This window comes from Sphaerospermopsis sp. LEGE 00249 (genome assembly GCF_014299995.1).
GTDB lineage: Bacteria > Cyanobacteriota > Cyanobacteriia > Cyanobacteriales > Nostocaceae > Sphaerospermopsis > Sphaerospermopsis kisseleviana.
The window spans coordinates 23,495-38,696 of record NZ_JACJUZ010000022.1 but is presented as its reverse complement, the minus strand read 5'-3'; the positions used below and the strand labels follow the sequence as shown (position 1 = coordinate 38,696).

The following is a 15,202-nucleotide window of genomic DNA, read 5'->3' as shown; positions in this document are numbered from 1 at the left end:
TGCAGAAGAACTAAGACTGTGAGTATTATGTTTGATATTTTTGTGAAATTCTCGAATCTTTTAATTCTTGTAATTCTTGATTTGATAATTCTCCTGAGTAGAAAAGTTCCACCGGAAAGACGTTCCACCGGAACGTCTCTACTGACTTACTGAATTATTAGAAATTACTTATCTTTGTCTCAGGTACTGAAGAATACCTTGAGCGATCGCCTCAGCCATTTGATTTTGATAAGTTGGATTTCTCAGTTTAGCAATATCTTCCCTACCAGTGAGATAACCTGTTTCTACTAAAATTGAGGGCATAGAAATTTTTCTAAGGACATAAAATCTAGCTTTTCGCACTCTCCTGTCTCTAACATTGACACTTTGGAGAATTCTATTATGAACGGCACGAGCCAAGCCCAAGCCACTGTCATAATAATAAGTTTCTAAACCACTAACTTCGGGACGATTGAGACCGACTGAATTGGCGTGAATGCTGACAAATACATCCGCGTTAGCTCTTTCTGCCATTTGTACTCGTCCGGGGAGGCTGACGAAATAATCAGAATCCCTTGTTAATAGCACTTGTACTCCGTTTTGCTGTAAAACTTCTGCGACTCTCAGGCTAATAGGTAAAATTATATCTTTCTCTCGTGTTCCACCAATACCAATTGCTCCGGGGTCTTTACCACCATGTCCAGGGTCAATCACCACTAATAATTTACCTTTGGGAACGGAGGGGCGGGGACGTGGCTGGGGATTCTTGATATTTGGATCTGGTAATTGCCCGCTGTTGGGAGATGGTAAGGGGGGTAGGCTAATGGGGGGTCTAACTTGACGATATCTTTCTAATTGTAAAGCTAAAAGTTCGTTACCGACTTGGTTGAGTTCGCCAATTCTGACTCCTGATGCTGGTTGGACAAAAATAACTACGGTGTTGGGGGCTTGGGGTTGCAACCTGACTCTCAGGACGGGGCTATTGGCTTCTAGGGACAGTCCTTGGACTCTGGGAGCTAATTTAGCATTTTCGATGGTGATGCGATATAGTCCAGAGCTTCTATCCCAGCCACCAGTAGCGGATAAATTTTGATCGGCTCTAATTAGTAGTTGTGTGCCATTACCAGCTAATTCTACAGACTCGATAGTGGCTGGGGAGTTATTAGCAACTATGGGTTTGTTAGGGGTGGAAACAGGTGTTGATGGACTAATACTTTGAGGTAAGCGCACAACTCCTTTAGTTGGTAATAGAACCAATCCGCCAGCACTACTGCTTATTACTTCCCAATCGGGACTATTTTTGTCCAACCGTAATGTCATGCGGACACTGCTGGGAGTGGTTCGCAGTTGGGTAAATTCAATGCGGCTGACACCATGTTTATTGATGGCTAAATTTTTTTGTGTTAGTTCTGGTGATAGGGTAGCGTTGGCAATATCCATAAATATGGTGGTGCGATCAAGGCTACGATTGGCCTTAATCTGAGGATTACCGCCACTGGTACGAATAAAAAACCCATCTCCTGTTGTTTGTACTCTCTGAATTTGAGTAGTTCCTAGTGTGATATTGGCTGCTGTGGAAAATTCCGGTTGAGTTGGGGAACTTTGGGAATCGATGGTGGCTAAATTATATGTATTATTACTAGCAGTGGGCGGTAGTTCTTCAATTTCTGGCTTGGGTAGTTGTACTGTCCAGCGTCGGGGATTGATGCCGACAAATTTAACTTCTTGGGGGTTGAGGGTATAACCGGGGGTGAGTTCTATAACTAGGCGGGTTGTTTGTGGATCAAGCTGTCCAATCCGTACTGCTCTAATAGCTCCGCCTATGGTTTGGGTTTGCGATCGCCCAAATTGAGTGTTTGGTAAATCAATTACCAAGCGTGTGGGGTTAAAAATTAGTTTTGCTTGGGGTTGTACAGCACCAGAAGTATTAATTTCTAAGCGGTTGAGATTTTTATCAAATCGCCAAGATTCCAATTTGGCGGCTAAGGTGGGGGAAGATAGTAAAAGAACTGTTCCAACAGTACTGGGCAATAAGTAGTGTAGTTTCAAAGTTATTTCTCCTGAGTTACATTTATAAAAGTAAAGTCATCAATATCTCAATTCCACATTTTTGGCAAATCTGCATACTGTCACCACTGATAATAATTTGGTTTTTAATTGGGGATTTTTTGATTACTATTCTCTAATACCAGGTTATTCTCAGCCGCTAATATTTGATATTAAAATTTTTTTGTTTAGTCAATGGTCAGTTGTCTGTGGTCATGAGATGATTAACCTCTCCCTGGACTTTGCTGGTTCTTAATTGTACCTAGTTCCCAGTGTTTTATTCTCTGTGTTTCTGGAAATAACAATCATATTTAAGTGTGTTATTGAATCCTCATCTTGGAAAATACCCACTATGATCTCGTAATGAAGTTAAGTAGGTAGGCGTTGAAATTTATCGTTGTGGCAAGGCAGGAGGCAGAAGGCAGGAGGGATGAGGTTTTTAGGCATTTTACATTTTGTTACATAACTTGTTTTTTTCATGCCGACTTAGTTAAGTTGCCGGATGCTCATCCATAATTACTGGATAAATATTGAGAATATAATAGGTGAATGAAGGACAGGTAGAAACCAACATCATCAGCAAGATTATAAAAACCGAAATACCAAAGAAATTTGACTATTGCAGAAGACGGTGATCGAGAAATATAAGTTTCTGTTAAGTATTAATACTCTAAATACAGGTTTTGTGTGTGCGGTTTGAAAAGAAGCTGTGTTCATGAATTAAATCAGACTGCTATATCATAGTTAGAGTTCCCAAAAAGAAACAGTTATAGAAATTTCCGTCATGGAAAAAATTGGCCAAAAGATACTTGTCCATAGTTGATTATGGACAAGCACAAACCGGACAAAGACTGCTTTTACTTATTCAGACTCTCCTGAGAATTTGAGGTGAGTTCCATTCTGCCATCATTTGCCGTTGCTCCCGATTAATGATGGATCTGTAGCACCATCTACAGTAGCGGCGGTTTTTGGTTCGGGGAAAACGAATCTTAACAAAGGAGGAGCTAAGAAGGTAGTAAGAATTACCATCATAATGATTGCTGCTCCTAGTGGTTTTGAGAGAGCGCCACTAGCTGCACCAACACCGGCAAATACCAAACCTACTTCACCTCTGGGAATCATACCCACACCGATGGCTAAACGGTTAATACCTGGTTGACCAAATACAGCCAAACCTGTGATCACTTTACCAATAATGGCGACTGTGATCAGGAAGATTGCCATAATTAAACCTTCTCTGTTGGTGGGAATAGCTGGGTTTAAAACTCCTAAGTCGGTTTTTGCGCCGACGGCGACGAAGAAAACTGGAACTAGCATATCCGCAATGGGAAGAACTTGATTTTGTAGTTCTTTGCGTTTATCGGTTTCTTCAAGAACTAAACCTGCTGCAAATGCTCCCAGAATTGCTTCTAAGTTGATGACATCAGCAATGTAGGCCATGATGAAGGCGAAAATGAACGCTGGGATAACTACTCCACCGCGTGTTTTGAGTAGATCAGCGATCGCCACAAAGGTTTTATTAAAAACGTTACCCAGGATAACTGCTCCAATCAGAAAAGCTGTGGCGCTCACGATCAAATAAATGACGTTGCTTACATCTACTGCGCCATCTTTGGCCAAACTAGCAACTACGGCTAAAACGATGATTCCCAATACGTCATCTATTACTGCTGCACCGAGAATTATCTGGCCTTCTTTGGAATTTAACCTTCCTATTTCTGATAGCACTTTGGAGGTAATACCGATACTGGTAGCTGTCAAAGCTGCACCGGCAAAAATTGCGGGTACTGCACTGATACCAAAGATGATCATTAAACCTGCTGTACCTGCGGCAAAGGGTACTACTACGCCCACTACTGCGACTACAAAAGCTTGGATACCGACTTCCATTAAGTCTTTTAAATTAGATTCCAAGCCAATTTCAAACAGCAGGATAATTACACCCAGTTCGGCTAAAACTGAAATTACCTCTGACTGTGCTGCAAAAACCTGGGGAGTTGCTTCTGGAGTTAAACCAGCGGTGATTTGCAGGAATGTCATAATTAAGGAGTTGGAACTGTCTGTACCTCCTTCTGGAAATACCAACAGATGCAAAACAGATGTACCGATGATCACACCACCAACGAGTTCACCTAAAACGGGTGGTAAACCGATTTTGTTGGATAGTTCGCCTCCCAGTTTGCTGGCGAAATAAATTACTACTAAACTCAGTAGCACGGCTGCTACTACCATTGTACTGTCTACGGGTTCTGTGGCTGTGGCATTAGCCAATAGGGGAACTGTAAAGTTGATTGTGTTCAAAAACTGCATTGGTTCTGTGAATATCCTTCTTTAGTTATTTGTACCTTGTTATGGAAACTATTTCATAGGTCTTGATGTATTGGCAGTCCTAACACAAACGATAAGTTATTTAATATATTTACTCTGCTAATACAATATATAAATTCAGTAGAGGGTAAATTGTATTGTATAGATTAGATAGGTCTATGTAGGGTGTGGCTGTAAACAATGATGATGTTACTTGCTAAAGGGTGCTAGGAATGAATAAGAAAGAACTGAAACTAGGTAAATACCTGACTTTAGAAGATTTTTGTACCTGTACTCAGACTTATCAAAAATATGCTCAATATATCAACCCTTTCCCTCAGAATATTCTAGAGACTATTCCGGCTTTACAAGATTTAAATAAGTTGATCATTGATCCTGTTATTGATAATTACGGCAGGGACAAGTTTATTTTAACTTATGGTTTTTGTTCTGCTGATTTAAAAAAGTTTTTGGAGAAAAAAGATCCATTAACGGGTGAAAAAAATGGTCGGGTTGCACCTAAGTTAGATCAGCATATCAGTTATGAAATTAACAAGAATGGTAAATATTATTGTGAAAGGTTGGGTGCTGCTTGTGATTTTATGATTGCAGATTTACCTAGTGAATGTTTGGTAGATTGGATTTTACAGCATAAGTTACCTTTTGATTCTTTGTATTTTTATGGTAGCACTAGACCGATTCATGTTAGTTATGGATTGCAGCATAAACGGGATATTTGGACGTTTGGGGATGTGCGACAACCGACGAAGAAGGGGATTGAGCATTGGGTGAAGTTGGCGAAGGAGATATGATGTTTCTGGGAATTAGGGGAATTGTTTGAGGCGATCGCCCGGTGAAAATTAAGTGAAAATTAAGTGAAAATTAAGTGAACATCAGGTGACAATTATTTTATTTTTGGTATAATTTTTTATTATACCTGTGTTCCTATTGTGATTGAGTAGTTTGTAGTGAGGAATTTATTCCTCATTTGAGGACTAAAGTCCTCACTACGAAATATTATCAATCAGAAGTCGGGTATCTGATCATTAACTGTGGAGTTAAATCTAATGACACAAATTACAACCACAAATTTTGAATTAATTCAACCTTCAGCTAATCATCAAACTTTGACAGATGAGCAGTTTATGTTATTAAAGGAGGACGGAAATCTTTATGAATATGTGGATGGAGAGCTAGTTATTGTGGCAAATTCAGGTTTAGAACATGGTTATTTAGCTCTAACTCTCGGATATTTTTTAACTGGTTTTGTGCGCGAACATAAACTTGGTATAACTTGCGATTCTAGCACTGCTTTTAAAATGAAAACTGGTAACAAAAGATCCCCTGATCTGGCTTTTATTGATAAAGAAAGATTACAAGGTTTAAAGAGATTACCCAAGGGTTTTTTTGATGGCGCTCCTGATTTAGCTGTAGAAATTATATCTCCTAATAATACTTTTGAGGAAATTCATAATAAATTAGTAGAGTATTTTGAAAATGGAACTCGTTTAGCATGGGTGATTTTGCCAGATGAAGAATGTGTATTAGTTTATCGCAAACCTAAGCCATCACAGCTTTTACAATTAGAAGATAGTCTTGATGGAGAAGATGTGATTCCTAATTTTCATCTTCCTTTGACAGAGTTATTTCAAGAATTGTCTTTTTAAATATGGATTCTCAACTATGGACTTGCGCGAATTTATAGATAAAACTCAATCATTACTAGATCGATTAAAATCCACTTTTGAAATATATGAAGGATTTCAATATCAGAGAGATGATAGAAACGTAGAATGGCAAAACTTCCGAGAAAAAATATCTCAGGATCAAATAGAAATATTAACAGCAATAGCTACACAAGAAAACCTGCAAGATACGATCAAAAAAATTGCCGAAAGAAATATTACCATGCCCAGCTTACTAATTGATGATATTAATAAAATAGCCTATGATACCCTGGGAGAAATAATTATTGAGACAAATAATGAAATACCAAAAATAGCTAATGACTATTTATTAATGGTCGAAACAATGATATAAAGCCTGTAGGGTGCGTTGGGTGGTGATAATTTTTCACAAAACAAGCTACAAACCCAATGTAACGCCTCAATTATATCATCAATTCGGTGCTTTACGCTGTCGCTAACTTACCCTACTGTTCTAATTTGGAAGTCACAATAAATCTTATTTTCCTAACAAATTAAATAATGGTTCTTTATCCATACCAACATCTTGAATCATTCCCATTAAAGTACCTTGTTTAATATCTTTACCCGAATGAATAGGAATCACAACTCTACGCCCATCATTATGCTTGTAAATCGCGTGACTTCCCTTTTGACGATCAAAATAAAAACCTATTTTTTCAATAACTTTAATAAATTATTTAGCTTTGACACTCGGAAAAATACTCATACTAAAACACTTAATGGCTTAACAATAATATCTTCTTTAGGGATAGATTGACCATCAGCTATTAAACTTTCAAGATATAATTCAATAGCTTCTTGAATATTAGCGATCGCCTCTTCAAAAGTATCTCCTTGAGAATGACAACCTTTCAAAAGAGGACAAAAAGCATGATATCCTCCCTCTTGTTCTCTTTCCAGAATAACGGTGTAATTATAAACTTGTTTGCTATGATTACTCATACTGTAATTTCCTCATTAATCACTTTTTCATTATAAACCATCTTTTCAAATATCCTCTAAAACTACAACTAATTCCTCTCAGCATCTATCCCCGCAACATCCCCATTTTCAACTACTTCTATTTCCTTTTCTCTCTCTTTTTTCCGATTATTCATAGCATTTTTAAACAACTTCAACTTATAAGGATCAGCATCTTTACACCAATATAATTTATATCCCTTAATCACAGTAAAATGTTCCTTTAAACATTTCTGCCACCCTGAAAGATGACTAATACTTTGCCAATTTTCCAACAGTCCTCTTTCCTCTTCCTGAAGCGTTAATTTTACCAACTTATCATACAATGGATAATCAGGAGTTAGTAAAGTTTCTAATTGATGCAATATCGGCAGATCATCATCAACATCATATTCTCTATAGGTAACTTGTAAATCCCGTAAATCAACTTTCATTGATCTATATAATGTCGGGTGAGGATCGGTATCAAAATCAGGATAACACAAATAGGAAATCTTTGGTGTTTGCAAATGGAATTTAATCACATTTGCTTCTTCTAACCTACCAATAGTCCGACTAGCGCAACCTTCATATAATCGTAATAAAGGATCAAGTGCTTGTAACGCAGAAATGTGAACCCAAAGAGAATTATTTAATTTTTTCCCTATTTTACTTTCTTGAAAACGTTTAATAATTAATTCTCTATTTCCCACACTTTTTAACATTTGATCCGCATCTGAACACGCCTGTTTATAACTACTATATAATCCTAGAACATCTTCTTGAACTGCTGGCGGTAGTTTTGATAATCTGGGACGATGACTAAACTTTGTTAATGCTAAATAAACTAATAAATCTTGACGACGTTTATCTGCGATCGCTTCCCATTCTTCTGAGTCTGTCGCTTTAATAATCACTTGGAAAGCTCGTCTTAAACTACTAAAATGTTGACAAATTTCCTCTTCTTGGGCTAACTCTCCCTTACCAGGTATTCTACCCCGGTCAGTCATAAAATTCATCAAAGGTGTTAACAATTCTCGATGTTCTTCAAACTTTTGAATACAAGCTCTAACTTTAGGAGTAGTAGCGCGAGAACGATAACGAGAAGCGCGAAATAATTCGGTTTCCGCAGGATCTCTAAAAACAAAATAAACCCCCAAAGCTATAGGAATAGCATCAACTTCCAAAACTTGATCAATGTAAACTTTTAATTCTTCTTGTTCATAATATTTTTGAAATGTGTTACGCTTAGTAATCACACCATCACCATAAGCCATTATACCTTTCTGAGAGTCTGATATTAACACCTGAGCAGATACCAACAGAACTCTTTGCGTCAGTTCCCAAGCTTTTATTAATGCTTCCCTACGTTCACCTTGATCTTCAATAACATTAATCACAAAACCAATATTCACAATATCCGCAGGTATGCGGGGAGCGTCTGGTAAATAATAAGGGTCCCAACCATTACTGACATAACCTTGATCTGCGATGCGCTGCATATCTCCACCATGTCCACAACCATAATCAAAAAAGGTGGTTTCTGAACCAAACAAACCTGCATCTAAAGCTAAACGCAAAGGTCGAGAAAAATCATGACGGATAATAGCAGCTTTATGTCTTTCAATTTTAGGTATTGTTGGGATTGAATCTGCTGAATTATTATTTGTGTTGTTATTTTTTGTTATAACTAAAGTATGTCCCTGTATTTCTACTCCGTATCTTTTTAACTTTTCTTCCCAACCCAACCGAGTACCAATACCCCTAGTATTGTAGAGTAAACCTAACGCTACTTGAGCGCGAGTTAAATTGGCAAACTCTTCATACAAAGGATAATCAGGAGTAACAAAAGTCTCCTTACGGTGAAGAATAGGCGGATTATCTGTATCTGTATAATCTCTGAAATTAAAAGTCAGAGTTTTTACATCAACTTGAATACTAGAATGTAAAGCTGGATGAGGATCAGTATCAAAATCAGGATAAAATAAGTAAGAAACCTTGGGTTTATTCGTGCTAAATTTAACAATTGTTGCCAGTTCCGCTTGGGGTGCGACACTGCGAGCTAGACTTTCATATTGCTGAAGTTGGACATCCAGTGTATGCAGCGCAGAAAGATGAATGTAAAAAGCATCTGGGAGAAGTTTGCCATATTGACTGTTATAGCAGCAAGCAGCGATGGTGCTAAATTCTATCTGCTTGGACGTTTGGCAAATTTCTTTAAAGGTGTTCAAGTTGTTCTCAGGCTTAACCATTGCACTCATTAGCAGAAAACTGCCAGTCATTCGATTTTAGATTTTAGATTTTAGATTGATTAGCCGGAATTTTAAGTAGGCTTTTGACAATCCAGAAATTATGGAAATTGGAAATTATTGGTCAAAAATAATTATTAACCCAGTTTTGATAGTAATTCTCCCATAATAAATTATGATTTTGTCTTTTTTGTCAATAATAAGATTTATTATTAACCAAGTGAGTCTGAACTGAGATTAATATCACAATAAATAAATAGGGTTTGCTGAATAAACCTAAAACCTTGATATATCAAAGGTTAGAGGCTGATAAACACAGAAATTAGTGCAAGGGTTTTGAAGGGTATACCGGAAAAAGTGTGCATTTTTTGGGATTTCAAGAGATGGCAAAGAAATTTTCAAATCTCCTCCTGACTCCTGACTCCTGACTCCTGACTCCTATGCCCTCACGGAAAGACTTTCTCAGCAACCCCTAAATATAGGACTCCTATTGGAATTTTGAACAGATTCCGTACATCTGAAGAGTGGCAAAATCAAAGGTAGTGTGTCAAATAAACCACTCAAACATTCACTTTAAATGCGAGAATGTTGGTATCAATGCACAGAAACGCCTAACCCATGTTTTGGCTTGTAATCCCAGAAGACACATTTTGGGTGTTGAAAATATTAGTAAAAACCCGCTTTTTATTCTGGGAAAAAATCAGATTTGAGAACCAAGTCAGAATTAAAAGGACATTCCCCAGGAAACACAGATATAGATAAACCTGTTTCTGAAGCAGCTAAGTCTCTCGCTTTTTGATAACATTCATTGAATATTTCTAAATAGTAATTCCTTAAACTAGGACTATCTGCAAAATCATCCTCTAATCTGTTACGATGTTCTTTAATTGTTGTACGCCAGCTATTTGTCCTTTTTTCTGGTTGATATTGCCATTTGAGTAAGTGCATTAATAAAATTCTCAGGTTACTTTTAACTGATTTTTTATCATTATTCCCCATGCTTTCTATTTCAGCAATTAAATTTTCGATATCTAATTGATCAAATCTTTTTTGTTGTAATATTTTGATAGTTGATTCTACCCAAAGATGAAAATCTTGGTTGTAGAGAGATTCTGATAAATTTAGTAATGTAGTTTTCATAATCTTTCTCTCATATTTTTAACTCCAAGATCCCCCACTTCTTTGAGAACTTTATCATGAATTAGAGGATTGATCTGAGAAGTCGGGGATCTAATCAAAAACAACACCGCGATAAATTTCTGCTATCGGTAATTCAACCCCAATTGAATCTAAAGAAATAGATTTTTCTAAATTATTAAAATCACTGAATAACCAACCTTGAGACAGTTTACTGTATTTTTCTATAAAAACTTCGTCTTGTTCAACTAATAAATATTCACAAAAATTGCTAATTGAACGATACATTCTAAACTTACTTTGTCGGTCATAATCTGCCGTCGAAGGGGATAATACTTCTATAATTAAAGTAGGATTTAAAACTTCATCATTGCGATTTTCATTTAATTGTGGTTCACCATCAAAAACCATCACATCTGGATATAATCCGCGTTTATATTCAGGAATCCATAACCGTAAATCACTATTAATTGGTTCAAACTGACTATCACGCAGAAGATATGTAAGATATGTTAATATATTGCGGCCGATACGGCTGTGGTTGAGTGATCCTCCTGGCATGGGTACAATTTCTCCATCATGATACTCATTGCGTGTTTCAGCTTTTTCTTCAATGGCGCGATATTCATCTAAACTATAACGACGCTCAACAGTGGTAATCATTATACTGTCACCGATTATATTGAAGTCATTATGATTATAGCAGAATTACGGCTAATTGTCAGAATCAGGATGTCCAGGATTTAAGGATTTTCAGGATGTGATTGGATGATGTTTTCACAGTTGTGAAAGATGTATAATCAGGTAAAAGGTAAAGAGTTAATAATTACCCATTACCCATTACCCATGACCCATTACCTATTACCAACTTAAAAAGCATTCATCAGATAAACCAAAGTAAAAAGAATAATCCAAATTATATCAACAAAGTGCCAGTAAATTTCCGCCATTTCAATGCCAGTATGTTGCATGGAATTATAATGATTGGGACCGAAAGACCGCACAAAAACACCTAAAATTAATAACAGTCCCACAAATACATGAAGTCCGTGAAAACCTGTCATTAAATAAAAGCAGTTAGCGAAAACATTGGTAGTTAAACCATAACCTAAGTTCATGTATTCATAAACTTGCCCTACTAGAAATACTGCACCCATTAAAAAAGTAATGAAGTACCAAAACCGCATCCAACCAACGCTATTCTTTTTGATTGCTTTATCACCAAAATGAATGATAAAACTACTAGAAACGAGGATGATGGTATTAACTGTAGGTACTAATAATTCCACTTCTGTTCCTTCTGGTGGCCAGACTGCGGTAGTACCTTTAAAAAATAAGTAGGTGGCAAAAAATCCACCAAACATTAATGATTCAGAAATTAAAAAAGTTAATAGTCCCCAAACTCTTAAATCTGGGTGTTGTTCGTGTTCACTGGTGTGATTTTCGCTGGTTGTAATTGCTGTCATGCTATTTTCCTAATAAATTCTGATTTGTCTCACGCAAAGACGCAAAGGCGCAAAGAATTAGTTTTAAAATACTCTGCTTACCTTCGCGTACCTCTAAGTTTTAAGCTACAGTCTCTGTTACTGATGATTTATCATGGTTATGGCCATAGTCATAAGGACCATAAGTGACTACGGGTAAAACTTCCCAGTTTTCAATTATTGGTGGGGAACTGGTGGTCCATTCTAAGCTCAATGCTTCCCAGGGGTTATCTCCTGCAAATTCTCCTTTTAGCCAGCTATTAATGATGTTGTAAGCGAAGGGAATGACGGAAATACCCAAAATGAATGCGCCGATGGTGCAAAGTTGGTTTAAGCTGGTAAATTGGGGGTCATACATGGCAACTCGGCGTGGCATTCCTTGTAATCCAAGTTCGTGCATGGGTAAAAATGTTAAGTTTGTGCCAATAAATGTGAGAGCAAAGTGAACTCTTCCCCAGGTTTCGTTAATCATTCTGCCGGTGATTTTGGGGAACCAATGATAGATTCCGGCGTAAATTCCAAAGACTGAACCACCAAATAAAACGTAGTGGAAATGTCCCACTACATAATAGGTATCGTGAACGTGAACGTCAAAGGGTGCTGTTCCCATTGTTACGCCGCTTAAACCACCCATGACGAACATTGATAATAAACCAATGGCGAATAACATGGCGCTGGTAAACCGAATTTTTCCACCCCATAAAGTTGCCACCCAACCGAATATTTTGACTCCTGTGGGAACGGCTACTATTAATGTGGAAATAGTGAAGAACATTCGCATCCATCCGGGTGTTCCACTGGTGAACATATGGTGTACCCAAACGAATAAACCAACGACGCAAATAGCAACGCTGGAATAGGCGATCGCTTTATATCCAAATATCGGTTTTCGTGCATGAACGGGAATTACTTCTGACATGATCCCGAAAATTGGCAGGATCATTAAATAAACTGCGGGGTGGGAATAAAACCAGAATAAATGTTGGTAAATAATGACGTTACCACCTGCATCTGGTTTGAAGAATGATGTACCAAAGTTAATATCAAATAGCAGTAAAATTAATCCTGCTGCTAAGACTGGTGTAGATAAAAGTGCCAGGATGGATGTTGCTAAAATTGCCCAACAAAATAAAGGAATTTGATCCCATTTCATGCTGGGAACTTTCATCATTAAAATGGTGATGACGAAGTTTATTGATCCTAAAATTGAGGATGTTCCTACTAAGACTATCGCTAATATCCACATTGTTTGCGCGGTATTAGCAGTGATTAAACTTAGTGGTGGGTAAGCTGTCCATCCAGATTGAGAACCACCGAAAAAGAAGCTACCTAATAATAGTAATCCTGCGGGGGGGTTTAACCAAAAAGCAATGGCATTTAATTTAGGAAATGCCATATCTCTAGCACCTACCATTAAGGGTACTAAATAATTACCAAAACCACCGATCGCGCTAGGAACAATCCAGAGAAAGATCATGATTGTTCCGTGATTTGTCATGAAGGCATTATACAGATTTGGATCAAGTAAGTCGGAGTCTGGTGTGGCTAACTCGGTGCGGATAGCCACGGCCATCAAACCACCAATTAAATAAAATATAAATGCTGTCACCAAATATTGAATACCAATCACTTTGTGATCAATATTAAAGGTGAAATAATCATACCATTTCCAAGCTTGGAGATGTTGAGTATGGGCAACCAGTAAAGTCTTTTGTTGACTATTATCTGGTGGTATGTTGGGTGAAAATTCTGTTTGGGTCATGCGATTTTGGATTTTAGATTTTAGATTTTGGTTTTTCAGTAGTCAGGAGTCAGGAGTCAGGATAATTAAGAATAAATCATCAGATCATTTCTTTCCTATTACCTATTACCTATTACCTATTACCTTCTTCTACTAATGACTGAATATTCTCTACATTTATTCCCATTTCCTGAACATAAGGTTCAAGAAATTCAGAAGGTGATAAATTATCAGGATTGACTGCTATAATTTGCTGTGGTTCTTGTTTTTGTGCCAACTGATTTTCGGTTAACCAGTTATTAAAATCTTCTGGACTGTGAACTACAACTTGTGTCCGCATTGATCCATGATAACCACCACATAATTCAGCACAAACTACGGGATAAACACCTGGTTTTGTAGCTACAAATCTTAGTTCTGTGGGTACACCAGGAATTGCATCTTGTTTTAACCGAAATTGGGGAACCCAGAAGGAATGAATAACATCATCTGCGGATAAATTTAACTGCACATCTGCACCGACGGGAACATGAAGTTCTCCAGCAACTATGCCGGTTTCAGGATAGTTAAATAACCACGCAAATTGTATTCCTTTAACATCAACTACCAAGTCTGCTGGTTTATTTTTAGTTTGGGGACTTGCACCGATGCCAATATTAGGAGCAGCTAAAGATTGAGATTGAGAATTATCATTCATACTAGCTGCCATTGCCGTACCAGAAACATGAGCAACATGATGAGGATGAGTACCTGGTTCTAAACCTCCCATTTGGTTATAAACATCTACGCTGTAGATACCTAAACCAATGACAATGACACTGGGAATAGCTGTCCAAAATATTTCTAATGCTAAGTTGCCTTCTATCGGTACACCATCACTATTGTCTCCAGTACGACGACGGTAGACAAATAGGAAAATTAAGATTGTGCCTTCCACTATTAAAAATAGTGCGATCGCAATGGTAAACATGACATTAAAAAAGCCGTCCACCAAAGGCGCTTGTTGTGATGCTTGTTCTGGTAATAAATGATGATGTTGACCTATCCAAATACTAATAGGGGCAATGAACATCCCCGCTAATAGTGTCCACAATGACACAGGAACTTTTTGCATACTACCTGCTCTTTATCAATTAACAATTATCAATGGAAGTTGGGTGTCGGGTATGGGTCTTAGAAGAAGAAAAATTCATTCTTAAACATGAGATACCATTCTCTTCTTACTGTCACCTGTCACCTGTCACCTGTCACCTGTCACCTTTTTTCCTGACTCCTGACTCCTCAATTTTTACTTATTACCGTTCTAACTTGTAAGTCATCAAAATTGGGTAAACTTCCAGATTTTTTTCACATCTTGCTCATAAATATTACAAAAATATTACAAATTATATTTTTTCTTCTGTTTACCTTGACTCAAAAACTCAATTTATATACAATTAGCCTTCTTTATGATTAATTATGGCAACAGAATTAATCAGTCATGGGATTTTAGATTTTGGTTAACTTCTCATTAAAATCACCATAATTTTATCATTAAGGTAATGAACCCTAACAAGTTTAAATCTATGTTTTTGTTAATCCTAAAATTTTTAATATTTTTTTAACTAATTA

13 protein-coding genes are annotated in these 15,202 nt (G+C 37.1%); 3 read left to right on the top strand and 10 right to left on the bottom strand.

Annotated elements, in window-relative coordinates:
- Positions 1-168: 168 nt before the first annotated feature.
- Positions 169-2,028, bottom strand: coding sequence for an N-acetylmuramoyl-L-alanine amidase (locus H5968_RS09915; RefSeq protein ID WP_187039823.1), 1,860 nt, complete (start codon positions 2,026-2,028; stop codon positions 169-171).
- 903 nt (positions 2,029-2,931) lie between these two features.
- Positions 2,932-4,335, bottom strand: a complete 1,404-nt coding sequence (locus H5968_RS09910) for a cation:proton antiporter (protein ID WP_187039822.1) — start codon at positions 4,333-4,335, stop codon at positions 2,932-2,934.
- Positions 4,336-4,565: 230 nt separating this feature from the next.
- Between H5968_RS09910 and H5968_RS09905 the strand changes: the two genes are divergently transcribed.
- The 3 genes from H5968_RS09905 to H5968_RS09895 all read left to right on the top strand — a co-directional run bounded on the left by H5968_RS09905 (position 4,566) and on the right by H5968_RS09895 (position 6,372).
- Entirely contained in the window at positions 4,566-5,144 is a 579-nt protein-coding gene (locus tag H5968_RS09905; protein WP_187039821.1) for a hypothetical protein, read from the top strand.
- A 255-nt stretch (positions 5,145-5,399) separates the two neighbouring features.
- On the top strand, positions 5,400-5,999 hold the full coding sequence (locus H5968_RS09900; RefSeq protein WP_187039820.1) for a Uma2 family endonuclease: 600 nt from the start codon (positions 5,400-5,402) through the stop codon (positions 5,997-5,999).
- A 16-nt stretch (positions 6,000-6,015) separates the two neighbouring features.
- On the top strand, positions 6,016-6,372 hold the full coding sequence (locus H5968_RS09895) for a tellurite resistance TerB C-terminal domain-containing protein (protein ID WP_187039819.1): 357 nt from the start codon (positions 6,016-6,018) through the stop codon (positions 6,370-6,372).
- A gap of 144 nt (positions 6,373-6,516) precedes the next feature.
- Here the strand turns inward: H5968_RS09895 and H5968_RS09890 are convergent, their stop codons facing one another.
- The 8 genes from H5968_RS09890 to H5968_RS09855 form a co-directional block, all read right to left on the bottom strand.
- The gene (locus H5968_RS09890) at positions 6,517-6,702 is read right to left on the bottom strand and encodes a type II toxin-antitoxin system HicA family toxin (protein WP_370569763.1); all 186 of its coding nucleotides are present in this window, start codon (positions 6,700-6,702) and stop codon (positions 6,517-6,519) included.
- Between the two features lie 41 nt (positions 6,703-6,743).
- Positions 6,744-6,983 carry a type II toxin-antitoxin system HicB family antitoxin gene (locus H5968_RS09885; RefSeq protein WP_096565808.1) on the bottom strand — a complete coding sequence of 80 codons (240 nt, stop codon included), beginning with the start codon at positions 6,981-6,983 and terminating at the stop codon, positions 6,744-6,746.
- Positions 6,984-7,051: 68 nt separating this feature from the next.
- Positions 7,052-9,232 (bottom strand): DNA phosphorothioation-associated putative methyltransferase, encoded by a 2,181-nt coding sequence (locus H5968_RS09880; RefSeq protein WP_187039840.1) that lies wholly within the window; start codon positions 9,230-9,232, stop codon positions 7,052-7,054.
- Between the two features lie 681 nt (positions 9,233-9,913).
- On the bottom strand, positions 9,914-10,369 hold the full coding sequence (locus H5968_RS09875; protein WP_187039818.1) for a DUF29 domain-containing protein: 456 nt from the start codon (positions 10,367-10,369) through the stop codon (positions 9,914-9,916).
- Between the two features lie 90 nt (positions 10,370-10,459).
- On the bottom strand, positions 10,460-11,029 hold the full coding sequence (locus H5968_RS09870) for a Uma2 family endonuclease (RefSeq protein ID WP_187039817.1): 570 nt from the start codon (positions 11,027-11,029) through the stop codon (positions 10,460-10,462).
- A gap of 206 nt (positions 11,030-11,235) precedes the next feature.
- A complete protein-coding gene (locus H5968_RS09865) occupies positions 11,236-11,832 on the bottom strand; it encodes a heme-copper oxidase subunit III (RefSeq protein WP_137667010.1) in 597 nt (198 codons plus the stop codon).
- 100 nt (positions 11,833-11,932) lie between these two features.
- A complete protein-coding gene (ctaD, locus tag H5968_RS09860) occupies positions 11,933-13,612 on the bottom strand; it encodes a cytochrome c oxidase subunit I (RefSeq protein WP_187039816.1) in 1,680 nt (559 codons plus the stop codon).
- A 112-nt stretch (positions 13,613-13,724) separates the two neighbouring features.
- Positions 13,725-14,705 carry a cytochrome c oxidase subunit II gene (locus H5968_RS09855; protein WP_187039815.1) on the bottom strand — a complete coding sequence of 327 codons (981 nt, stop codon included), beginning with the start codon at positions 14,703-14,705 and terminating at the stop codon, positions 13,725-13,727.
- Between the last annotated feature and the right edge of the window lie 497 nt (positions 14,706-15,202).

Bases quoted from the DNA above. Each gene is read 5' to 3' on its own strand.
- H5968_RS09910 (WP_187039822.1), bottom strand. From the start codon at position 4,335: ATGCAGTTTTTGAACACAATCAACTTTACAGTTCCCCTATTGGCTAAT.
- H5968_RS09905 (WP_187039821.1), top strand. From the start codon at position 4,566: ATGAATAAGAAAGAACTGAAACTAGGTAAATACCTGACTTTAGAAGAT.
- H5968_RS09900 (WP_187039820.1), top strand. From the start codon at position 5,400: ATGACACAAATTACAACCACAAATTTTGAATTAATTCAACCTTCAGCT.
- H5968_RS09895 (WP_187039819.1), top strand. From the start codon at position 6,016: ATGGACTTGCGCGAATTTATAGATAAAACTCAATCATTACTAGATCGA.
- H5968_RS09885 (WP_096565808.1), bottom strand. From the start codon at position 6,983: ATGAGTAATCATAGCAAACAAGTTTATAATTACACCGTTATTCTGGAA.
- H5968_RS09880 (WP_187039840.1), bottom strand. From the start codon at position 9,232: ATGGTTAAGCCTGAGAACAACTTGAACACCTTTAAAGAAATTTGCCAA.
- H5968_RS09875 (WP_187039818.1), bottom strand. From the start codon at position 10,369: ATGAAAACTACATTACTAAATTTATCAGAATCTCTCTACAACCAAGAT.
- H5968_RS09870 (WP_187039817.1), bottom strand. From the start codon at position 11,029: ATGATTACCACTGTTGAGCGTCGTTATAGTTTAGATGAATATCGCGCC.
- H5968_RS09865 (WP_137667010.1), bottom strand. From the start codon at position 11,832: ATGACAGCAATTACAACCAGCGAAAATCACACCAGTGAACACGAACAA.
- ctaD (WP_187039816.1), bottom strand. From the start codon at position 13,612: ATGACCCAAACAGAATTTTCACCCAACATACCACCAGATAATAGTCAA.
- H5968_RS09855 (WP_187039815.1), bottom strand. From the start codon at position 14,705: ATGCAAAAAGTTCCTGTGTCATTGTGGACACTATTAGCGGGGATGTTC.